Raw genomic sequence first — 22,350 nt, forward strand, 5'->3', positions numbered from 1 at the left:
TCCTGTATTAGTCAAACTCCAGTTCCACCTGCTCCGAACCAATGAGGCCACGGAGATCGTTCAGTAAACGATCGCTCGGAGAGACACGCCACGTTGCACCAAAGCGCAACCGCGCACGTGCATCCGCCCTCTGATAGTAGAGATGTACTGGAATTGTCCCCGAGCGGTGGGGTTCCAGAGACTGACGGAGTCGGTTTAAAAGCTGGTCATCAATTTGCCTGTCCGTCAGCGAGATAGCAAGCCCGCGAGCATATTTTTCCCGGGCTTCGTCAATGTCCATCACTTCGCGGGCAGTCATTTTAAGCCCCCCGCTGAAGTCATCAAAGCTGACCTGTCCGCTGACGATAAGTATGCGGTCTTTTTCCAGCAATTGCTGGTATTTATCCAACGCGTCGGTGAACAACATCACCTCAAGACGCCCGGAACGGTCATCCAGTGTACAGATGCCGATACGATTGCCGCGCTTGGTGACCATTACCCTTGCAGCAATCACGAGCCCCGCAGCCGTGGTGATTTTACCACGTTCTGTCGGATGCATGTCTTTAAGCCTGTAGCCGCCGACATAGCGCTCAATTTCTTTGAGATACTGGTTGATAGGGTGCCCCGTCAGGTACAAGCCTAACGTTTCACGCTCACCATCCAGCACCACCTGTTCTGGCCACGGCTGGCAGCTGGCATAGGACTGCTCGATCTGCTCTGGCTCTTCCGCCAGCACGCCAAACATATCCGCCTGGCCAATGGCTTCCGCTTTTGCGTGCTGATCGGCCGCCTTCAACGCATCGCCGAGCGAGTTCATCAACGCGGCGCGGTGCGGCCCCAGCCTGTCGAACGCGCCGGACATGATCAGTTTTTCCAGCACGCGGCGGTTCAGTTTTTTGGTATCGGTACGGGCGCAGAGATCGAACAGCTCGCGGAAGTAACCGCCGTTGTTACGAGCTTCGATGATCGCCTCGATCGGCCCCTCACCGACGCCCTTGATCGCGCCGATCCCGTAGACGATTTCCCCGTGTTCGTTAACGTGGAAATGATACAGCCCGGAGTTGATATCCGGCGGCAGGATCTTAAGCCCCATGCGCCAGCACTCGTCCACCAGGCCAACGACCTTTTCGGTGTTGTCCATATCGGCAGTCATTACCGCCGCCATAAACTCAGCGGGATAGTGCGCCTTCAGCCACAGCGTTTGATACGACACCAAAGCATAGGCGGCAGAGTGGGATTTGTTAAATCCATACCCGGCGAATTTCTCCACCAGGTCGAAGATTTTCATCGCCAGTTCGCCGTCGACGCCGTTTTTCTTCGCCCCGTCCTCAAAGATGGAACGCTGCTTGGCCATCTCTTCCGGCTTTTTCTTACCCATCGCACGACGCAACATGTCCGCGCCGCCAAGGGTATAGCCGGAAAGCACCTGGGCTATCTGCATAACCTGTTCCTGATACAGGATGATGCCGTAGGTCGGCTCCAGTACCGGTTTCAGGCTTTCGTGCTGCCACTGCACGTCCGGATAGGAAATCTCTTCGCGCCCGTGCTTACGGTCAATAAAGTTATCTACCATCCCCGACTGCAGCGGGCCGGGACGGAATAGCGCCACCAGCGCGATCATATCTTCGAAGCAGTCAGGCTGAAGACGTTTAATCAGATCTTTCATGCCGCGGGATTCAAGCTGGAAAACGGCTGTCGTCTCCGAGCGTTGCAGCATGTCGAAACTTTTCTTGTCATCAAGCGGGATAGCCGCGATATCCAGCGGCGGCTCGCCGTTCTTCTCGCGGCGGGCGTTGATCATCTCCAGCGCCCAGTTGATGATGGTGAGCGTACGCAGGCCGAGGAAGTCGAACTTCACCAGCCCGGCGTATTCCACGTCGTTCTTGTCGAACTGGGTAACCGGATGCTGGCCCGCTTCGTCGCAGTACAGCGGCGCAAAGTCAGTAATTTTGGTCGGGGCGATAACCACGCCCCCCGCATGCTTGCCGGCATTTCGCGTGACGCCTTCCAGCTTGCGCGCCATGTCGATCAGCGCTTTGACCTCTTCGTCGGCTTCGTATATTTCCGGCAGCTGAGGTTCGGCTTCAAACGCTTTAGCCAGCGTCATGCCCGGATCGGGCGGTACCAGCTTAGAGATGCGATCGACAAAACCGTACGGGTGCCCCAGCACGCGGCCCACGTCGCGGATAACCGCTTTTGCCGCCATCGTACCGAAGGTAATGATCTGCGAAACCGCATCACGGCCGTACATATCGGCCACGTGCTCGATAACCTGATCGCGTTTTTCCATGCAGAAGTCGACGTCGAAGTCGGGCATGGAGACACGTTCCGGGTTAAGGAAGCGTTCGAACAAAAGGTCGAATTCCAGCGGATCGAGGTCGGTGATTTTCAGCGCATACGCCACCAGCGAGCCGGCACCGGAACCACGCCCCGGACCAACCGGTACGCCATTATCCTTCGACCACTGGATGAACTCCATCACGATCAGGAAGTAGCCCGGGAATCCCATCTGGTTGATAACCTGGAGCTCAATATCCAGGCGCTCATCATACTCAGGACGCTTCTCTTTACGGACCGCTTCATCCGGGAAAAGGAATTCCAGACGCTCTTCAAGGCCCTCTTTCGATTTCATGACCAGGAAATCTTCCGTGGTCATGTCACCTGTCGGGAACTGCGGCAGGAAATATTCGCCGAGACGTACGGTAACGTTACACCGCTTGGCTATCTCTACGCTGTTTTCCAGCGCTTCCGGAATGTCCGAGAAAAGCTCGCACATCTCTTCTTCGCTGCGCATGTACTGCTGCGACGAGTAGTTGCGCGGGCGTTTCGGATCGTCAAGGGTAAAGCCGTCGTGGATAGCGACGCGGATTTCATGGGCGTCAAAATCGCCAGACTCAAGGAAGCGCACGTCGTTGGTTGCCACCACGGGCAGCCCGCGCGCTTCGGCAAGGGCTACGGCAGCATGCAGGTAGCTCTCTTCGTCCGCTCGCCCGGTGCGGATCAGCTCAAGGTAATAGCGATTCGGGAAATACTCTTCGTAGAACGACACGCACTGATCCACCAGCGCGCTGTTGCCGCGCAGCAGGCATTTGCCGACATCGCCCATACGGCCACCGGAGATCAGCAGCAACCCTTCGTTCAGCTCCGCCAGCCAGTCACGGTCAATCCACGGCCCCAGTGCGCCGTAGCCGCGCTGGTAGGCCTTTGAGATCAGCAGAGTGAGGTTCTGATAGCCCGTGTTATTCATGGCTAACACGGAAATTTGCGTCATCTCATCGCCGAGCAGCTCGCTCTGTACGTGAAAGTCCGCGCCAACGATGGGCTTTAACCCTGCACCATGCGCCGTTCCGTAGAACTTCACCAGGCCACACAGGTTGGTAAAATCGGTGATCGCCAGCGCAGGCATGCCGAGCGAGGCCGCCTTTTTTACCAGCGGCCCGGTCTTTGCCAGCCCATCGATCATGGAGTAGTCGCTATGCACCCGCAGGTGTACGAAACGTGGTTCAGCCATCTTCAGATTCCGCGTTACTTAATTGCTTGCGTCTTGATTCAGGACACCAGTCCCAGCGCACGTTTCACCGGGCCGAAACTGCGCCGATGATGTTCAGTTGCGCCATGTTCAGCCAGCTTTTCCAGATGGAAAGCGGTTGGATATCCCTTGTGCTGGGCAAAACCATACGCAGGATAAGTGAGATCCAGCGCGGCCATTTCGGCATCGCGTGTCACCTTGGCAATGATTGACGCCGCGCTGATTTCTGCGACGCGGCTATCGCCTTTAACGACGGCCAGTGAAGGCATCGGCAGCGCCGGGCAACGATTACCGTCGATCAGCACATACTCAGGCACAATTTTCAGGCCAGCGACAGCACGCTGCATTGCCAGCATGGTGGCGTGCAGAATATTCAGATCGTCAATCTCATTCGGCTCTGCGCGCCCGATACTCCAGGCCAGCGCCTTATCTTTAATTTCATCGAACAGCGCCAGGCGGCGCTTTTCACTCAGTTTTTTCGAGTCGTTGAGACCACTAATCGGACGCGCTGGATCGAGGATCACCGCCGCGGTCACCACGGCCCCCACTAACGGGCCGCGTCCGACCTCATCCACACCGGCAACGAGGTGCGTATGAGGGTAAATAAATTCCATCATTTTGCTAACTCCAGCACCGCATCGGCCGCCTGCTCATCAGCATTACAGCGGATCAGTTGATGCAGCTCACGGAACGTTTCGTGCATCTGGTGGCTGGTCTTGCCGTTTGCCAGCAGCGGCAGCAGTGCATCAGCCAGCGCCTGCGGCTGGCACTCATCCTGCAATAGCTCTTTCACCAGTTCGCGACCCGCAAGCAGGTTTGGCAGCGAAACGTACTCTGTTTTCACCAGACGTTTTGCCAGCCAGAAGGTAAACGGCTTCATGCGATAACCGACCACCATCGGGCATTTTGCCAGCATACACTCCAGCGCAGCCGTGCCGGAAGCCAGCAGTGCGGCATCGCTCGCAAACATGGCCTCCCGTCCTTTCCCGTCCAGCAGGCGGACGTGGAGATCCGGGGCAACGTCCGCTTTGATACGCTCAAACTGCTCGCGGCGTTTGGCATTCACCAGCGGCACGACCACTTCAAGATCGGGATAAGTGTTGCGGAGAATTTGTGCCGTTTTCAGGAAATCGGCGCTGAGCATTTCAACTTCAGCACCACGGCTTCCCGGCAGCAGCGCCAGACAGTGCACATCATGCGGAATGCCCAGCGCATCGCGCGCCGCGTTTTTATCCGGATCCAGCGGCATCGCATCCGCCATGGTATGACCGATAAAACGGCACGGGACATTGAATCTGTCGTAAAACGCTTTTTCGAAAGGCAGAAAAGCCAGCACCAGATCGGTGGACCGTCCGATTTTGAAAACGCGTTTCTGTCGCCACGCCCAGACGGACGGACTGACGTAATGGATAGTTTTGATACCCTGCTTTTTCAGGCTCCCTTCAAGGGTGATATTGAAATCAGGTGCATCAATACCGACAAACACATCGGGTTTGAGATCGGTAAAACGGCGGGTAAGGTCGGCACGAATGTGCAGCAAACGGCGCAGGCGACCCAGCACCTCGACGATGCCCATCACGGCCAGCTCTTCCATTTCATACCAGGCTTCACAGCCTTCGGCCTGCATCAGCGGGCCAGCCACGCCGACAAAGCGGGCATTGGGTACACGGGCTTTAAGCGCGCGGATAAGACCTGCACCAAGAATATCGCCGGAGGTTTCTCCGGCGACCAGGGCTATGGTAAGCGGACGACTGTCGACCATTAACGAATCAGACCACGGGTTGAACGTTCAAAGAATTCCATGAACGTATTCACTTCAGGGTGCTTATTCGCCAGTTCGGCAATTTCCGGCTTCGCCTCTTCCAGCGTTTTACCGCTACGGTACAGCAATTTGTACGCGTTGCGGATCGCCGTAATCGCTTCGCGGCTGAAGCCACGACGCTTAAGGCCTTCGATGTTCACGCCAAACGGCGTGGCATGGTTGCCCTGCGCAATCACGAACGGTGGGACGTCCTGCGCCACACCGGAGCATCCGCCGACCATCACGTGCGCACCAATGATGCAGAACTGATGGACCGCGGTCATGCCGCCAATAATTGCAAAATCATCGACCGATACGTGCCCCGCCAGCGTTGCGTTGTTGGCGAGGATACAGCGGCTACCGACGTTACAGTCGTGCGCGATATGCGCATTAACCATAAACAGGTTGTCGCTGCCCACCTTCGTCACTCCACCGCCCTGCGTTGTGCCACGATGAATGGTGACGCTTTCGCGAATGCGGTTACGATCGCCGATTTCCACGCGGGTCGGTTCGCCAGCATACTTAAGATCCTGGTTAACTTCGCCGATGGAGGCGAACTGATAGATCTCATTGTTGCAGCCAATGGTGGTATGACCATTCACCACAACGTGAGATTTCAGTACTGTACCCTCACCAATTTCGACATGGGGTCCAACAATACAAAACGGGCCAATGTGAACGTTAGCACCAATGATGGCACCCGTTTCCACAATAGCGGTAGGATGAATAAAGGCGGATTTATCAATCACGTATCAGGCCTCCCGGCTACGCGCACACATCATTGTTGCTTCGCAAACAACTTTGCCGTCAACCATAGCTACGCCTTTGAAGCGAGTCAGGCCGCGACGCGTTTTTTCAAAAGTGACTTCCATGATCATTTGATCACCAGGCACGACCGGACGCTTGAAGCGCGCTTCATCGATACCCGCGAAGTAATAGAGTTCACCCGGCTCCAGTTTTCCAACGCTTTTAAACGCCAGAATACCGGTTGCCTGTGCCATCGCTTCCAGGATCAATACACCCGGGAAGATAGGCTTACCAGGGAAGTGCCCCTGGAAGAACGGCTCGTTAACGGAGACATTTTTCACTGCGCGCAGAAAACGACCTTCTTCAAAATCCAGCACACGGTCTACCAGCAAAAACGGGTAGCGGTGCGGCAGAAGTTCTAAAATCTCTTCAATATGCAGAGTATGAGTGTCAGTAGTCAAAATACTCTTCCTGTCAAATGTACTAAGTAGCAATAATAACACGGCCTGCCGGTTTATAAACAAAGCCGACAGGCCGGGAAATTTAGCGTTAAACGGATGAACGCTTAGTCTTGTTGATCGATTTTGCGCTCAATCGCTTTGAGTCGCTTGCTCATATCATCAATATTCATCACCAGTGCAGCTGTTTTACGCCATACCTTGTTCGGTTGCAGCGGAATGCCCGAGGAATAAACGCCTGGTTCAGTGATTGGACGCATCACCATGCCCATTCCCGTCACCGTGACTTTGTCGCATATTTCCATATGGCCATTGATCACGCTGGCACCGCCAATCATGCAGTAACGGCCAATTTTCAGGCTGCCTGCCATGATAACACCACCCGCAACTGCGGTATTGTCGCCAATCACAACGTTATGTGCAATCTGGCACTGATTGTCTATGATAACACCGTTACCAATAATGGTGTCGTCGAGCGCACCACGGTCAATGGTTGTGCAAGCCCCGATCTCAACACGATCGCCGATAATCACGCGACCCAGCTGAGGGATCTTAACCCAGTTACCCCGATCGTTGGCGTAACCAAATCCGTCAGAACCAATCACCGTGCTGGACTGTACGAGACAATTCTCGCCAATCTCAACCTCATGATAGACAGACACATTGGCCCACAGACGAGTCCCTGCGCCAATTTTTGTATTTTTTCCAACAAAGCAGCCTGGCCCAATCACCACGTTATCACCCAGCACAACACCGGATTCGATAACGGCGTTTGCGCCGATCGCCACGTTGTTACCCAGCTGAGCCGTCGGATCAATCGCAGCACTGGCCGCAATGTTCTGCGCCGGCTGCGGCGTGGTATCAAGAATTTGCGCCATGCGTGCATACGTCAGGTAGGGATTTTTCACTACCAGTGCAGCGCTAGTGGCAAACGGAAGATCGTCCTGCGTCAGAACAACGGCAGACGCCTGGCACTGGGCCAGGTGTTCACGGTACTTAGGGCTTACCATGAAGGTAATAGTGCCTGCTTTAGCAGATTGCATGGACGCAACAGCGGTGATGACGATATCGCCATCACCGTGTAATTCTGCATCCAACTGCTGAGCTAAATCAGCCAGTCGAATTGAAGGCATTACTTATTTAACCTGTTTCAGAACATCAGCGGTGATGTCTTTAACATCGCTGCTGTTGAATGCAACGGCGTTCGCATCAACAACCAGATCGATGCTCTGATCGGCTGCTACTGCTTTAACGGCAGACTGAATGCGAGTCACCAGCTTGCCACGCTCTTCGTTAGAACGACGCTGACGATCCTGCTCGAAAGCCTGAGCTTTCTGAGAGAAGGTCTGGCGCTGAGACATGACGTCTTTTTCCAGTTTGCTGCGCTCGCTCGCTTTCATGGTAGAACCATCACGCTGTAAACGCTGCATTTTGGACTGAAGATCGCCTTCCATACGTTGCAGCTCGCTCGCACGGCCTTTGAATTCGTTTTCCAGCGTTGCAGAAACACCGGTTTTCTGTGCAACCTGCTGGAACAAATTACCCATGTTGACGATTGCAATTTTGTCCGCTGCCTGAGCGGAAGTTGCCATCGCTAAACCGAGACCTGCAGCTAATAACCACTTTTTCACAATTAACTCCTTACCATCCCATTGGCACCCGAGGGGTGCCGTTCTTTGCGTGGCAAGGCGACCGTGTTACCGATCGCCGGTTGTCAGCGCTACACTGCCAACGCATTCCTTTGCAGCGGATTATTACCAGGTTTTACCAATGTTAAACTGGAACTGCTCCGCTTTGTCTCCATCGTATTTCTTGAACGGCTGGGCGTAGGAGAAGACCAACGGCCCCAGCGGTGACATCCATTGTAATGCGATACCTGCGGACATGCGAATATTGCCCGGATCGCTGTAGTCCGGAACTCCCGCAGCACGCATCTGGGCGGTGTTCTCCCAGTTGGTGTCCCACACCGTACCAGCATCCATAAAGAAGGAGGTACGGACAGAGTTCGCGTACTTGTCGCTGATAAACGGCGTCGGCGTGATGAACTCGAGGCTCGCCACGGCCATGGCATTACCGCCTACAGCGTCATCAGAGCTACAGACCTGTTTTGAATCACGGCTTGCGCAGTTATCTTCGTCATTACCGCCGTAATACACCGCTTTCGGACCGATGTTATTAGACTGGAAGCCGCGCACGGTGCTTGAACCACCGGCGTAGAAGTTCTCATAGAACGGCAGCTCTTTGCTTCCGATACCGTCACCGTAGCCCCAACGGGTACGTCCCAGAACGACCCACTTGTGATCGTCATCAATTGGGAAGTAGGACGCCGTATCCAGCGTAACCTTATAGAACTCGTTATCAGAGCCAGGAATGGTCACTTTACCGTTCAGGTTGACGCGTGAACCTTCCGTCGGGAAGAAGCCACGGTCAAGGCGGTTGTAGGTCCAACCGTAGTTGAAGGTGAAGTCATCCGCAGCGAAACCGTTGTTATCGCTGGACGTACTTGCCGACTGACCGATAGAGTCCAGATAACGCCACATCGCCACCTGCGGTTGCATGTTGGACAGGTCGTTATGCACGTAACCTAAACCAGCACGCAGGGTGTTGTATTCGTTAACCGGGAAGCCGAGCGTACCGTCCAGACCGTAACTCTTGTTGGTATACGTAGAGAGGTCCGCGTCGTCCGCTTTAAAGTCGTTGTAGAAGATACGACCGCCCAGGCTTACACCGTCAACGGTGAAGTATGGGTTAGTTACGGAGAACTCAGAGTAGGTCTGGTAGTCGTTTTTGGTCCCGTTGATACCGACAGAGTAACCTGTACCCAGCCAGTTATCCTGCTGAACACCGACCTGGAAGCTCACGCCGCTTTCAGTACCGTAACCGACACCGAAGTTGAAGCTACCGGTGTTACGCTCTTTGACTTTATAAACGACATCAACCTGATCCGGACGGCCCGGAACGCGCTGAGTATCGGTATCCACCGTTTCAAAGTAGCCCAGACGGTTCAGACGCTCTTTACCCTGGTCTACCAGATCGCTACCCAGCCATGCCCCTTCCATCTGGCGCATTTCGCGACGCAGAACGGAGTCTTTGGAGGTATCGTTGCCTTCGAAGCGGATCTTACGCACGTAGAAACGGTTGCCCGCATCCACGTTAACGTGAAGCTTAACGGTTTTATCCGTGTCGTTGATTTCCGGCTGCGTTTGTACGCGCGGATAAGCATAACCATAACGGCCGAGCAGCTTCTTAATGCTGTCTTCCATTTTGGTGACTTTGGAGCCGCTATAGAGATCGCCCGGCTGAATTTTGGTCAGGGATTCAATTTCAGCCGAATGCCCTGCCAGGTTTCCACTTACCTCTACACCTGAAAGCGTGTACTTATCGCCTTCTGTGATGTTAACGGTAATGTAGATACCTTTTTTGTCCGGCGTCAGACTCACCTGAGTTGAATCGATATTGAAGCGGGCGTAACCGCGATCCAGATAGTAGCTGCGCAGGGTTTCAAGGTCGCCCGCCAGCTTCTGTTTCTGGTATTTACGATCGCCCACCACGTTCCACCACGGCACTTCGTCCCGCAGCTGGAAGTTGGAGATCAGTTCGTCGGTGCTGAACGCGTGGTTCCCCACGATGTTGATCTGCTGGATCTTCGCAGAAACCCCTTCCTGGAAGACCAGTTTCAGGTCAACACGGTTACGCGGCAGCGGAGTAACAACCGCCTTCACGCTCGCGCTGTATTTACCGACGCTGTAGTAGAAGTCTTCCAGACCTTTTTCAATGTCTGCAAGGGTAGTGCGGTCCAGAGATTCCCCCACACGAACACCCGATGCTTCAAGGTTTTGCTTAAGCATGTCATCTTTCACCGACTTGTTGCCGGAGAAAGTGATGCTGGCAATCGTTGGACGTTCTTTTACCTGAACCACCAGCGTATCACCATCGCGCAGGACGCGAACATCCTCAAAGTTGCCGGTGGCAAACAGAGCACGGATGGTGTTACTGATATCTTCATCATTAACCGTATCGCCGGGGCGCACAGGCATACTGAGGAGGGCCGCACCAACGGCGACACGCTGAAGGCCTTCGAAATGAATGTCTTTCACTACGAACCCGTCAGCACCGTATACGGTGGCGCTGCTAAACAGCAGCGACGCTATGAGCAACTTTTTCATCGCCATCGTTATTATGCGTTCTTCCTAACTAACTCTCTTACAACCGAGAGAAATCATTGAAAAGTGCAAGCCCCATTAACAGCACCAGCAAAATCGAGCCAATGCGATAACTAAAGTCTTGAACTCGCTCGGATACCGGTCCGCCTTTTAGCTTTTCGATCGCTAAAAACAGCAGATGGCCCCCATCTAACACGGGAAGCGGGAACAGGTTGATTATCCCCAGGTTCACGCTAATCAGCGCAAGGAACATGAGATAGTAAATCACCCCGAACTCCGCTGACATCCCAGCCCCCTGAGCAATCGAAATTGGCCCACTGAGGTTGTTCAGTTTGACATCACCGGTAATCAGTTTCCCCAACATGTTGACCGTTAGCTTCATCAGCTGCCATGTTTTATCCGTGGCCTCAACGATGGCGCTAAACGGCCCATACTGGCGTATTGTCTTGTACTCGTCTGGCAGTGGGATCACTTTCGGCACGACGCCAGCAAACCCTTCCGCCTTACCGCTGCCCGATTTGGTATCCGGGGTGAGGGTCAGTGAGAGCGGACTCCCCTGCCTTTCCACTTCCAGCGCGAGCGGTCTGCCAGGATTATCGCGCACCAGAGTAACAAAGGTCATCCATTGTGTTAATGGCTGACCATTGACTTTAACGATCCTGTCACCCGCTTGTAAACCCGCTTTACTTGCCGCCGAATTGGCCTGTACTTCAGCTAATACCGGCTCGATCTGGGCACCATGCGGTCGAATACCCAGTGCAGCGACAGGGTCCTCTTTGTCAGGCTCGAAGCTCCAGTGGCGTAAATCCAGCACTTTATCCTGCCGCTGCTCGGAACCAAATGGTGATACGCTGACGGTCGTCTGCTCATCACCAATTTTGGCAACCAGCTGTAACCTCACGGCATCCCAATCAGGGGTTTCGATACCATCAATCGCTTTAAGTTCCATCCCCGGTGTAATTTGCGCCGTCGCCGCAACAGAACCGGAGGTGATTTCACCCACAACCGGACGCACGCCAGGCACGCCGATGATGAATACCAGCCAGTAGGCGAAGATAGCGAAGATGAAATTGGCTACCGGGCCGGCAGCGATGATGGCAGAACGTTGTCCAACGGTTTTGTTGTTAAACGCGCTGTGTCGAAGTTCCGGAGCGACAGGCTCGACGCGTTCGTCGAGCATTTTGACGTAGCCGCCCAGGGGAATCAGAGCAATGACAAACTCGGTGCCATGCTTATCGGTGCGCTTCCAGAGCGATTTGCCAAAGCCAATCGAGAATCGCTCCACCCGTACACCACAGCGCCGGGCAACCCAGAAATGGCCAAATTCATGCACGGTAATCAGTACACCCAGTGCAACAATGAACGCCGCCAGATTCCAGAGAATGCTCAGCATAAAACCTTCCGTTATATCGTCCCAAACACCAGTAAAAGCAGGCAAGCAAACACTGGAACAGCCGCTGTCAGGCTGTCAATGCGATCCAGTATTCCGCCATGTCCTGGAATCAGGTGACCACTGTCCTTAATCCCTGCTTCACGCTTAAACATACTCTCGGTTAAATCACCCAGTACCGATGCCAGCGCCGCGAAAATCGAACATACCAGCAGCGTTGAGGGTGCAACCTCCAGATTCGCCCAGACGCCATAGCCCCAGGAGATGATCGCCGCCGTAAACAGGCCACCGATGAACCCTTGCCAGGTTTTACCCGGGGAAACTTTCGGCGCCAGTTTATGTTTGCCGAACAGTTTACCAAACATATAGGCCCCGGAGTCAGCCCCCCAGACGAGAATCATCACATAAAGCAGCCATAACGCACCGCTGTAGTGGTTTTCGTCATAGTGCCAGGCGCGCAGTGCGACCATGCCCCAGAAAAACGGCACAATGGTGAGCAGACCAAAAATAAGGCGCAACACCTTAGAGTTACGCCAGATTGCCGCAGAGCCAGGATAGAAAAGCACTAAAACAAGCGCAGCAATCCACCAGCCTAGCGAAATCCATAAGGATCCGGCCACCAGCGGCTGATGAACATCATGATGATATTCAGGCAAGGTAAACAGCATCAGGGCCAGTAAAAAACCACAGAGTACCGCCAGCCATACCCGCTGCGTGCGCGAAGTAAAGCCGCTAAGCTGCCCCCATTCCCACGCGGCGAGCATACACACCACCAGCGTAACAATAGCGAATCCCACCGGCGGCAGTAAAAACAGCGCTGCGATGACGACGGGTATTAATACAAAAGCGGAAATCAGGCGATACTTCAGCAAAAGCTACCCCCATCAGGCGTTATCGCCACCAGGCTCGGTGCCGCCGAAACGACGCTCTCGATTGGCAAAGGCATGCAGCGCACCTTCAAAGTCTTGTTCATCAAAATCTGGCCAAAGAACATCAGTAAAGTAAAGTTCGGCGTAGGCAATTTGCCACAGCAAAAAGTTACTTATGCGATGTTCCCCCCCTGTTCTTATAACCAAATCCACGGGTGCCAGTTCATTCATGCAGATTTGCTGACTCAGCGCCTCTTCATCAATCTGGTCGGGTCTTAACAGCCCTTCCTGAACCTGCTCAGCCAAATGCCGAACACCCTGGATAATATCCCAGCGTCCGCCGTAATTCGCCGCGATATTGAGCGTCAGGCCGGTATTGTTTTCCGTCAGCGCTTCTGCTTTGCGAATCCGTTCCTGCAGACGTGAGTTAAATCGACTGGTATCGCCAATAATACGCAGGCGGACGTTGTGGCGGTGCAGGCTTTTTACTTCACTATCGAGCGCCCACACGAACAGTTCCATCAGCGCCGTCACTTCCTGCGCAGGTCGATTCCAGTTTTCACTGCTAAAAGCATAGAGCGTTAACGCATCAATGCCGTTATTGGCGGCAAAAGAAACGGCGCGGCGAACGGATTTCGCCCCAGCTTTATGCCCAAAGGCTCGTATCTTCCCTTGTCTTTTCGCCCAGCGGCCGTTGCCATCCATGATGATTGCAACATGACGACAGCCATGTGCTGGCAAGTTTTCGCTTATTGGTTGATTCGCAGACAACATAACGCGTTTTTAGTCCCTGAAAGGATTTAACGGTACACAGGAATACTGAAGCCTATACATAAAAAAGCCGTGTCAAACCACGGCTTACCTGACCACTTAAAGCCAAATACCTGCGATCAGGTGGCGCAGACTATATCACCGAAGCCCAACGCTAACAAATAGCACGACGACTAGTGATTGCTTTATCACCAGCTTGCGAGACGTGTCACTTGTTTACGCGCAACACTGCGTGCCTGTGCATCAACCGCCAGCACCTCTTCCACGCTCTGTGGCTCACGCAAATCCATCATCTCCAGCACGGATAAATTCAACGCGGCGATGTCGGTAAAGCGGATCTGCTGATTCAGGAATGCTTCAACGGTCACTTCATTGGCAGCATTGAGTGCGGTTGTCGCCGCTTGCCCCCGATCGAAAGCCGTCATCGCCAGTTTCAGGCACGGATAACGGTCGTAATCAGGCTCGCTAAACGTCAGTGAAGTCAGCTTGCTAAAATCGAGGGGCTTTACCCCCGACTTCACGCGGTTCGGCCACGCCATTGTATGAGCAATCGGCGTGCGCATATCCGGTTCGCCCAGCTGAGCCAGCACGCTGCCGTCCTGATAGCGCACCATTGAATGAATCACCGACTGCGGGTGTATCAGCACTTCCATCTGTTTCGCTGACGCATTGAACAGCCAGCGAGCTTCAATGTATTCCAGACCTTTGTTCATCATGGTGGCCGAATCGACGGAGATCTTACGCCCCATTGACCAGTTTGGATGACGACACGCCTGATCGGGCGTCATTGCGCTCAGTTCAGACAGTGGCGTTTCACGGAACGGGCCACCAGACCCGGTAAGCAAAATCGATACAACACCATTCTGCTCCAGGTCAGCGTACCCCAGGTTTTGCTGAAAAGGTTGAGGTAAACTCTGAAAAATCGCGTTGTGCTCGCTATCGACCGGCAAAAGACGCGCCCCACGCTGTTTTACCGCCTCCATAAACAGGCGGCCGCAGGTCACTAGCGACTCTTTGTTCGCCAGCAGAACATCTTTCCCCGCATCTATAGCGGCAAGCGTCGGCAGAAGACCCGCCGCCCCGACGATTGCCGCCATCACCTGATCAACCTCATCCAGCGCCGCCATATCGCAAGCCGCCTGCTGTCCGCTAAGCACCTCGGTGCGGCTGCCCTGCTCCTGCAACAGCGCTTTCACCCGCCGGGCGCTCTCTTCATCATCCATCACCGCAAAACGGGGAGTAAACTCCAGGCACTGCTCGACCATTCGCTGCACGTTTTTCCCGGCCACGAGCGCGGTCACGGTATAGCTGTCAGGATTATGGCGAACAACGTCGAGAGTGCTGCAACCGATAGAGCCGGTCGAGCCGAGAAGAGTTAGATGCTTCATGAGATGCCCAAAAGTTTGACCAGATAAAAGCAAAACGCCGCCAGCAAGACTCAATGTCCTTCTGAACGGCGTTTATCAGTGTACAGCGAAAATCAGAACTGCATCAGTTCCGCTTCTTTTTCTGCCAGCGCCGCATCAATTTTCTTGATAGCAGCATCAGTCATTTTCTGAATATCGTCCTGTGAACGACGATCGTCGTCTTCGCTGATCTCTTTTTCTTTCAGCAGCGCTTTCACTTTATCGTTCGCATCACGGCGCACGTTACGTACGGAAACGCGACCCTGCTCAGCTTCACCACGCACGACTTTAATCAGGTCTTTACGACGCTCTTCCGTCAGCGGAGGCAGTGGAACGCGAATGTCCGCGCCCGCTGAGCTTGGGTTCAGACCCAGGTCAGATGCCATGATCGCTTTCTCAACGGCCGGGCTCATAGAGCGATCGAATACGTTGATTTTCAGGGTACGGGTGTCTTCTACCGTCACGCTCGCCAGCTGACGCAGCGGCGTTGGCGTACCGTAATATTCAACGATGATGCCATCCAGCAGGCTTGGGGAAGCGCGGCCAGTACGGATTTTGCTGATTTGGTTTTTGAACGCTTCAACGCATTTGTCCATGCGTACTTCAGCATCTTTTCTGATGTCGTTAATCACGTTACGAATCCTTGAAAACTTGTCTCAGGCAGACTATCCGCCAGCACAGCACTACAGGTGTGCTAAGTATAGTCGCGTTTAATTCATGACAACGCCAAAGGCGTGTCCGGGTAAGATACCACTACAAAATAAAGCGGAATCTTACCTGTATTTATCGCCGACGGAAATTATTCCGTGATCAAAGTGCCTTCTTTTTCGCCCATTACAACGCGACGCAGCGCGCCAGGCTTGTTCATGTTGAAGACACGAATCGGCAGTTTGTGGTCACGAGCCAGCGTAAAGGCGGCAAGATCCATCACTTTCAGCTCTTTATCAAGCACTTCGCTGTAGCTTAGCTGATCGTACATGGTCGCAGACGGATCTTTTGCCGGATCGGCAGTAAACACGCCATCCACTTTGGTCGCTTTCAGCACCACATCGGCTTCAATTTCGATACCGCGCAGGCAGGCGGCGGAATCGGTGGTAAAGAACGGGTTACCCGTACCGGCGGAGAGGATCACCACGCGGTTGTTGCGCAGCAGGCTAATGGCTTCGGCCCAGCTGTAGTTATCGCATACGCCATTCAGGGGAATAGCGGACATCAGGCGGGCGTTCACATAGGCGCGATGAAGCGCATCACGCATCGCCAGGCCATTCATCACGGTTGCCAGCATCCCCATGTGGTCGCCCACAACGCGGTTCATCCCCGCTTTCGCCAGACCAGCACCACGGAAAAGGTTGCCACCGCCAATGACCACGCCAACCTGAATACCCAGTTCGACCAGTTCTTTGATTTCCTGTGCCATGCGATCAAGGATGCTTGCGTCAATACCGAAGCCTTCCGATCCCTGCAGCGCTTCGCCACTCAGCTTAAGCAGAATGCGTTTGTACACGGGTTTTGCATTGGTAGCCATGTTTCTTTCCTGAGACTGTCAACGATTAAGATGGGGGTTAATTCTGGCGACATGATATGTCGCATATCAGCACAGGGATACAGCAACCTGTCTGATTTTCGTGTGACGGGTGACAAAAAGAAGCCGCCCTCAGGCGGCTCCTTTTCAATCATTAAGACTGCTTGGACATTGCAGCAACTTCTGCTGCGAAGTCAGTCTCAACTTTCTCGATGCCTTCGCCCACTTCGAAGCGGATGAAGCCAGTCACGTCAGCGTTGTGCTCTTTCAGCAGCTGAGCAACAGACTTGCTTGGATCCATAACGAAAGGCTGGCCAGTCAGAGAAACTTCGCCGGTGAATTTCTTCATGCGGCCTTCAACCATTTTCTCTGCGATTTCTTTTGGCTTACCAGACTGCATCGCGATGTCCAGCTGAACCTGGTACTCTTTCTCAACGACTTCTGCAGATACGTCTTCTGGCTTAACGAATTCTGGTTTGCTTGCAGCGATGTGCATTGCCAGCTGTTTAACCAGCTCTTCGTCAGCGCCTTTAGCCGCAACCAGAACACCGATACGCGCGCCGTGCTGGTAAGAGCCCAGAACGTCACCTTCGAGAGAAGCAACGCGACGGATGTTGATGTTCTCACCGATTTTAGCAACCAGCGCAACACGCTCTTCTTCGAACTGTGCTTTCAGCACTTCAACGTCAGTGATTTTGCCTGCAACCGCTGCGTCCAGAACTTTGTTAGCAAATGCCTGGAAACCAGCATCTTTAGCAACGAAGTCAGTCTGGCAGTTAACTTCCAGAATGATGCCGTAGTTGCCGTCGATTTTGGTGATGATCACGCCGTCAGCAGCAACGTTGCCTGCTTTCTTAGCTGCTTTGATCGCACCGGATTTACGCATGTTTTCGATTGCCAGCTCGATGTCGCCGTTCGCTTCGGTCAGCGCTTTTTTGCAATCCATCATGCCTGCGCCAGTACGCTCACGCAGCTCTTTTACCAGGGATGCGGTAATTTCAGCCATTCTTAAATCCTCGGGAGATGTGAACTGCCCGGCCGGGGGCCAAACAGTATAAATTGAAAAAAGGGGCCGATAATGGGCCCCTATTCATACACGGTACTAATAAGGGGTAAAACCTTATTATTCAGCTTCTACGAAGCTTTCTTCCGCCTGAGAAGCCAGATCCTGGGAACGGCCTTCACGAACGGTAGCAGCTACAGCGCTCAGGTACAGGCTAACAGCACGGATTGCGTCGTCGTTACCCGGGATAACGAAGTCAACACCGTCCGGATCGGAGTTGGTATCAACGATAGCGAATACCGGGATACCCAGGTTGTTAGCTTCTTTGATTGCGATGTGCTCGTGGTCTGCATCGATTACGAACAGCGCGTCTGGCAGGCCGCCCATATCTTTGATACCGCCCAGGCTGTTTTCCAGCTTGTCCAGTTCACGAGTGCGCATCAGCGCTTCTTTCTTAGTCAGCTTATCGAAAGTACCGTCCTGAGACTGGGTTTCCAGATCTTTCAGGCGCTTGATGGACTGACGAACAGTTTTCCAGTTGGTCAGCATGCCGCCCAACCAGCGATGGTTCACGAAGAACTGGTCGCAGCTGTTAGCAGCATCTTTCACAGCTTCGCTTGCAGCGCGCTTAGTACCAACGAACAGAATCTTACCTTTACGGGAAGAGATCTTGTTCAGCTCAGCCAGGGCTTCGTTGAACATTGGTACAGTTTTCTCAAGGTTGATGATGTGAACTTTGTTACGCGCGCCGAAGATGAAAGGCTTCATTTTCGGGTTCCAGTAACGGGTCTGGTGACCAAAGTGAACACCAGCCTTGAGCATGTCGCGCATGGAAACAGTTGCCATGTTTAAAACCTCTATATTGAAAGTTGGGGTTATGCCTCCACGTATCCCATATTACCGACCCCGAAGGGCACCCCGGAATATGTGCCGATACGTGTGTGTTGTTACACAAAGTGAGATATGTCGCTCCCGTCCAGCCTGTGTATCTGAGATGGATCGGAAGTCCGGCGCGCTTTATACCACAAAACACGGTCGGAAACCAATAATTGTTGGCTGAGTGTGCTGTTAATGATTCTCAATTTGGCACGGGGTGCGCCTGACTGATACCATTGACAATACTTACACTAGTATTGTCGAAAAAATCGACACCGATGGACAGATTACATGGCTATCTCTATTAAGACACCTGAAGAAATTGAAAAGATGCGCGTCGCCGGTCGTCTGGCCGCGGAAGTGCTGGAAATGATCGAACCGTATGTGAAACCGGGCGTCAGCACTGGCGAACTGGATCGCATCTGTAACGACTATATCGTCAACGAGCAGCACGCGGTCTCCGCCTGCCTCGGCTATCACGGCTTCCCTAAATCCGTCTGCATTTCAATCAATGAAGTGGTTTGCCACGGCATCCCGGATAACGAGAAACTGCTGAAAGATGGCGACATCGTTAATATCGACGTGACCGTCATCAAAGACGACTACCACGGCGACACCTCCAAAATGTTCATCGTGGGCAAGCCAACTATTCTGGGCGAGCGCCTGTGCAAAGTCACTCAGGACAGCCTCTACCTGGCGCTGAAGATGGTTAAGCCGGGCATCCGCCTGCGTACCATTGGTGCGGCTATTCAGAAATTTGTGGAAGCGGAAGGTTTCTCCGTGGTGCGCGAGTACTGCGGTCACGGTATTGGCCGCGTTTTCCATGAAGAGCCACAGGTGCTGCACTATGACGCAGACGATGGCGGCGTGGTGCTGCAAAAAGGGATGACCTTTACTATCGAGCCGATGGTCAACGCGGGCGATTACCGCATCCGCACCATGAAGGATGGCTGGACGGTGAAAACCAAAGACAGAAGCTTGTCTGCCCAGTACGAGCATACTATTGTGGTGACAGACAACGGCTGCGAAATTATGACGTTGCGCAAGGATGACACCATCCCGGCGATACTGACGAACATTGAGTGATAAGAAGCCGGCGAATGCCGGCTTTTTTAATGGCGATAGCTTTTTCTAATGGGTGGCGCACGATGAGTAATCTATTACCCGAACAGTATGCTAACACAGCACTTCCCACCCTCCCCGACCAGCCTGACAATCCGGGCGTCTGGCCGCCGCATGAGCTGACCTGCGCGCATATCAAAGCCCACATGGCGGTTTTCCATCGCTGGCTGGGTAACGCGTTTGACGCAGGCGTATCGGCCGAGCAGCTTATTGAAGCCCGCACTGAATTTATCGACCAGCTCCTGCAACGTCTGTGGATCGACTACGGTTTCGGGCAGGTTAGCGACGTCGCGCTGGTTGCCGTCGGGGGCTATGGCCGGGGTGAACTGCACCCGCTCTCCGATATCGACCTGCTGATCCTGAGCCGTAAAAAGCTGCCGGACGACAGGGCGCAGAAAATTGGCGAGCTGCTGACCCTGCTCTGGGACGTGAAGCTGGAAGTGGGCCACAGCGTGCGCACGCTGGAAGAGTGTCTGCTGGAAGGGTTATCCGATCTCACCGTCGCCACTAACCTGATTGAAACCCGTCTGCTGATTGGCGACGTGGCGCTGTTCCTCGAGCTGCAAAAGCACATTTTCAGCGACGGCTTCTGGCCCTCCGAAAAATTCTTCGCCGCAAAGGTCGAAGAACAAAACCAGCGCCACCATCGCTATCACGGCACCAGCTACAACCTCGAACCGGATATCAAAAGCAGCCCCGGCGGCCTGCGCGATATCCATACGCTGCAGTGGGTCGCGCGTCGCCATTTTGGCGCGACATCGCTGGACGAAATGGTCGGCTTTGGTTTCCTGACCGAGGCCGAACGTAACGAACTCAATGAGTGCCTGCATCTGCTCTGGCGCATCCGTTTCGCCCTGCATCTGGAAGTAACCCGCTACGATAACCGCCTGCTGTTTGACCGCCAGCTAAGCGTTGCGCAGCGCCTGAATTACCGGGGCGAAGGCAACGAGCCGGTCGAGCAGATGATGAAGGATTTCTTCCGCGTCACCCGCCGCGTTACTGAGCTGAACCAGATGCTTTTGCAGCTGTTTGATGAAGCGATCCTCGCGCTGACGGCGGACGAAAAGCCGCGCCCGATTGATGACGAGTTTCAGCTGCGCGGTACGCTGATCGATCTGCGCGACGAAACGCTGTTCATCCGCGAACCGGAAGCGATCCTGCGGATGTTCTACACCATGGTCCGCAACAGCACGATTACCGGGATCTACTCCACCACCCTGCGCCACCTGCGCCATGCCCGACGTCACCTTAAGCAACCGCTGTGCTACATCCCCGAGGCGCGTTCGCTATTTCTGAGCATGCTCCGTCATCCGGGCGCGGTCAGCCGCGGGCTGCTTCCGATGCACCGCCACAGCGTGCTGTGGGCCTATATGCCGCAGTGGTCGCATATTGTCGGCCAGATGCAGTTCGATCTGTTCCACGCCTATACGGTGGATGAACACACGATCCGCGTCATGCTCAAGCTGGAAAGTTTCGCCAAAGAAGAGACCCGTTCCCGCCATCCGCTGTGCGTTGAGCTGTGGCCGCGCCTGGCGCACCCGGAGCTGATCCTGATTGCCGCGCTGTTCCACGATATCGCCAAAGGTCGCGGCGGTGACCACTCGGTGCTGGGTGCCCAGGACGTGCTCAAGTTTGCCGAGCTGCATGGGCTGAACTCGCGCGAAACGCAGCTGGTGGCCTGGCTGGTTCGCCATCACCTGCTGATGTCGGTAACCGCACAGCGACGTGATATTCAGGATCCGGAAGTGATCAAGCAGTTTGCAGAAGAGGTCCAGACGGAGAACCGCCTGCGCTATCTGGTCTGCCTGACGGTGGCCGATATTTGCGCCACCAACGAAACCCTGTGGAACAGCTGGAAGCAGAGCCTGCTGCGCGAGCTGTACTTCGCCACTGAAAAACAGCTGCGTCGCGGGATGCAGAATACGCCGGACATGCGCGAGCGCGTCCGCCACCACCAGCTGCAGGCGCTGGCGCTGCTGCGAATGGATAACATTAACGAAGAGGCGCTGCATCAGATTTGGGCGCGCTGTCGCGCCAACTACTTTGTGCGCCACAGCCCAAACCAGCTTGCCTGGCACGCGCGGCATCTGCTGAAGCATGACCTGTCGAAGCCGATGATCTTGCTCAGCCCGCAGGCCACGCGCGGCGGGACGGAAATCTTTATCTGGAGCCCGGACCGGCCTTATCTGTTCGCCGCGGTCTGTGCCGAGCTGGACAGGCGTAACCTGAGCGTTCACGACGCGCAGATTTTTACCACCCGCGACGGCATGGCGATGGACACCTTTATTGTGCTGGAGCCGGACGGCAGCCCGCTGTCGGCGGACAGGCATGAAGGGATACGCTTCGGCCTGGAGCAGGCCATCACCCAGCGCAGCTGGCAGCCACCGCAGCCGCGTCGCCAGCCGGCAAAATTGCGCCACTTTACCGTCGATACCGAGGTCAATTTCCTGCCGACCCATACGGATCGTAAATCGTTCCTGGAGCTGATCGCACTCGACCAGCCGGGGCTGCTCGCCCGCGTCGGCCAGGTTTTTGCCGATCTGGGAATTTCGCTTCACGGCGCCCGAATTACAACCATTGGCGAGCGAGTAGAAGATTTATTTATAATCGCCACCGCCGACCGGCGTGCCCTTAATAATGACCTGCAGCTTGAAGTGCAACAACGGTTGACAGCAGCCCTCAATCCAAACGATAAAGGGTGACGTTTTTTTTAG

18 protein-coding genes are annotated in these 22,350 nt (G+C 54.3%); 2 read left to right on the forward strand and 16 right to left on the reverse strand.

The window, feature by feature from the left end:
- Window positions 1-7: 7 nt before the first annotated feature.
- The 16 genes from dnaE to rpsB all read right to left on the reverse strand — a co-directional run bounded on the left by dnaE (window position 8) and on the right by rpsB (window position 18,484).
- Window positions 8-3,490 carry a DNA polymerase III subunit alpha gene (gene dnaE, locus OWK27_RS21855; protein WP_148420149.1) on the reverse strand — a complete coding sequence of 1,161 codons (3,483 nt, stop codon included), beginning with the start codon at window positions 3,488-3,490 and terminating at the stop codon, window positions 8-10.
- A 38-nt stretch (window positions 3,491-3,528) separates the two neighbouring features.
- The gene (gene rnhB / locus OWK27_RS21860) at window positions 3,529-4,125 is read right to left on the reverse strand and encodes a ribonuclease HII (RefSeq protein WP_267591219.1); all 597 of its coding nucleotides are present in this window, start codon (window positions 4,123-4,125) and stop codon (window positions 3,529-3,531) included.
- Window positions 4,122-5,270: a lipid-A-disaccharide synthase gene (lpxB, locus tag OWK27_RS21865; protein ID WP_176608669.1), complete on the reverse strand. Its 1,149-nt coding sequence runs from the start codon at window positions 5,268-5,270 to the stop codon at window positions 4,122-4,124. The genes rnhB and lpxB overlap by 4 nt, the downstream gene beginning before the upstream one ends.
- Window positions 5,270-6,058 carry an acyl-ACP--UDP-N-acetylglucosamine O-acyltransferase gene (gene lpxA / locus OWK27_RS21870; RefSeq protein WP_148420146.1) on the reverse strand — a complete coding sequence of 263 codons (789 nt, stop codon included), beginning with the start codon at window positions 6,056-6,058 and terminating at the stop codon, window positions 5,270-5,272. The genes lpxB and lpxA overlap by 1 nt, the downstream gene beginning before the upstream one ends.
- A 3-nt stretch (window positions 6,059-6,061) precedes the next feature.
- Entirely contained in the window at window positions 6,062-6,517 is a 456-nt protein-coding gene (fabZ, locus tag OWK27_RS21875) for a 3-hydroxyacyl-ACP dehydratase FabZ (RefSeq protein WP_003856165.1), read from the reverse strand.
- Window positions 6,518-6,621: 104 nt separating this feature from the next.
- A complete protein-coding gene (gene lpxD, locus OWK27_RS21880; RefSeq protein ID WP_148420145.1) occupies window positions 6,622-7,647 on the reverse strand; it encodes a UDP-3-O-(3-hydroxymyristoyl)glucosamine N-acyltransferase in 1,026 nt (341 codons plus the stop codon).
- Between the two features lie 3 nt (window positions 7,648-7,650).
- Entirely contained in the window at window positions 7,651-8,145 is a 495-nt protein-coding gene (skp, locus tag OWK27_RS21885) for a molecular chaperone Skp (RefSeq protein ID WP_006810039.1), read from the reverse strand.
- Between the two features lie 123 nt (window positions 8,146-8,268).
- Window positions 8,269-10,686 carry an outer membrane protein assembly factor BamA gene (gene bamA, locus OWK27_RS21890; RefSeq protein WP_193355745.1) on the reverse strand — a complete coding sequence of 806 codons (2,418 nt, stop codon included), beginning with the start codon at window positions 10,684-10,686 and terminating at the stop codon, window positions 8,269-8,271.
- 31 nt (window positions 10,687-10,717) lie between these two features.
- Window positions 10,718-12,070, reverse strand: a complete 1,353-nt coding sequence (gene rseP / locus OWK27_RS21895; protein WP_267591220.1) for a sigma E protease regulator RseP — start codon at window positions 12,068-12,070, stop codon at window positions 10,718-10,720.
- Between the two features lie 11 nt (window positions 12,071-12,081).
- A complete protein-coding gene (gene cdsA / locus OWK27_RS21900; protein ID WP_176608672.1) occupies window positions 12,082-12,939 on the reverse strand; it encodes a phosphatidate cytidylyltransferase in 858 nt (285 codons plus the stop codon).
- Between the two features lie 12 nt (window positions 12,940-12,951).
- Window positions 12,952-13,710: a (2E,6E)-farnesyl-diphosphate-specific ditrans,polycis-undecaprenyl-diphosphate synthase gene (gene ispU, locus OWK27_RS21905; RefSeq protein ID WP_047051280.1), complete on the reverse strand. Its 759-nt coding sequence runs from the start codon at window positions 13,708-13,710 to the stop codon at window positions 12,952-12,954.
- 185 nt (window positions 13,711-13,895) lie between these two features.
- The gene (gene ispC, locus OWK27_RS21910) at window positions 13,896-15,095 is read right to left on the reverse strand and encodes a 1-deoxy-D-xylulose-5-phosphate reductoisomerase (protein ID WP_176608673.1); all 1,200 of its coding nucleotides are present in this window, start codon (window positions 15,093-15,095) and stop codon (window positions 13,896-13,898) included.
- Window positions 15,096-15,187: 92 nt separating this feature from the next.
- A complete protein-coding gene (gene frr, locus OWK27_RS21915; RefSeq protein ID WP_003856180.1) occupies window positions 15,188-15,745 on the reverse strand; it encodes a ribosome recycling factor in 558 nt (185 codons plus the stop codon).
- 167 nt (window positions 15,746-15,912) lie between these two features.
- Window positions 15,913-16,638 carry a UMP kinase gene (pyrH, locus tag OWK27_RS21920; protein WP_008501910.1) on the reverse strand — a complete coding sequence of 242 codons (726 nt, stop codon included), beginning with the start codon at window positions 16,636-16,638 and terminating at the stop codon, window positions 15,913-15,915.
- Between the two features lie 151 nt (window positions 16,639-16,789).
- Entirely contained in the window at window positions 16,790-17,641 is an 852-nt protein-coding gene (tsf, locus tag OWK27_RS21925) for a translation elongation factor Ts (RefSeq protein ID WP_003856196.1), read from the reverse strand.
- A gap of 117 nt (window positions 17,642-17,758) precedes the next feature.
- Window positions 17,759-18,484, reverse strand: coding sequence for a 30S ribosomal protein S2 (gene rpsB, locus OWK27_RS21930; protein ID WP_003856207.1), 726 nt, complete (start codon window positions 18,482-18,484; stop codon window positions 17,759-17,761).
- Between the two features lie 321 nt (window positions 18,485-18,805).
- Between rpsB and map the strand changes: the two genes are divergently transcribed.
- Both map and glnD read left to right on the forward strand, forming a co-directional pair.
- Entirely contained in the window at window positions 18,806-19,600 is a 795-nt protein-coding gene (map, locus tag OWK27_RS21935) for a type I methionyl aminopeptidase (protein WP_148420140.1), read from the forward strand.
- A 62-nt stretch (window positions 19,601-19,662) separates the two neighbouring features.
- Window positions 19,663-22,338, forward strand: coding sequence for a bifunctional uridylyltransferase/uridylyl-removing protein GlnD (glnD, locus tag OWK27_RS21940; protein WP_148420139.1), 2,676 nt, complete (start codon window positions 19,663-19,665; stop codon window positions 22,336-22,338).
- Window positions 22,339-22,350 lie beyond the last annotated feature (12 nt).

Source organism: Enterobacter cloacae complex sp. 2022EL-00788 (assembly GCF_026627565.1).
Lineage (GTDB): Bacteria > Pseudomonadota > Gammaproteobacteria > Enterobacterales > Enterobacteriaceae > Enterobacter > Enterobacter pasteurii.

Coding starts and splice junctions, on each gene's coding strand:
- glnD (WP_148420139.1), top strand. CDS start 19,663: ATGAGTAATCTATTACCCGAACAGTATGCTAACACAGCACTTCCCACC.
- map (WP_148420140.1), top strand. CDS start 18,806: ATGGCTATCTCTATTAAGACACCTGAAGAAATTGAAAAGATGCGCGTC.
- rnhB (WP_267591219.1), bottom strand. CDS start 4,125: ATGATGGAATTTATTTACCCTCATACGCACCTCGTTGCCGGTGTGGAT.
- ispU (WP_047051280.1), bottom strand. CDS start 13,710: ATGTTGTCTGCGAATCAACCAATAAGCGAAAACTTGCCAGCACATGGC.
- pyrH (WP_008501910.1), bottom strand. CDS start 16,638: ATGGCTACCAATGCAAAACCCGTGTACAAACGCATTCTGCTTAAGCTG.
- rpsB (WP_003856207.1), bottom strand. CDS start 18,484: ATGGCAACTGTTTCCATGCGCGACATGCTCAAGGCTGGTGTTCACTTT.
- rseP (WP_267591220.1), bottom strand. CDS start 12,070: ATGCTGAGCATTCTCTGGAATCTGGCGGCGTTCATTGTTGCACTGGGT.
- dnaE (WP_148420149.1), bottom strand. CDS start 3,490: ATGGCTGAACCACGTTTCGTACACCTGCGGGTGCATAGCGACTACTCC.
- ispC (WP_176608673.1), bottom strand. CDS start 15,095: ATGAAGCATCTAACTCTTCTCGGCTCGACCGGCTCTATCGGTTGCAGC.
- lpxB (WP_176608669.1), bottom strand. CDS start 5,270: ATGGTCGACAGTCGTCCGCTTACCATAGCCCTGGTCGCCGGAGAAACC.
- bamA (WP_193355745.1), bottom strand. CDS start 10,686: ATGGCGATGAAAAAGTTGCTCATAGCGTCGCTGCTGTTTAGCAGCGCC.
- lpxD (WP_148420145.1), bottom strand. CDS start 7,647: ATGCCTTCAATTCGACTGGCTGATTTAGCTCAGCAGTTGGATGCAGAA.
- tsf (WP_003856196.1), bottom strand. CDS start 17,641: ATGGCTGAAATTACCGCATCCCTGGTAAAAGAGCTGCGTGAGCGTACT.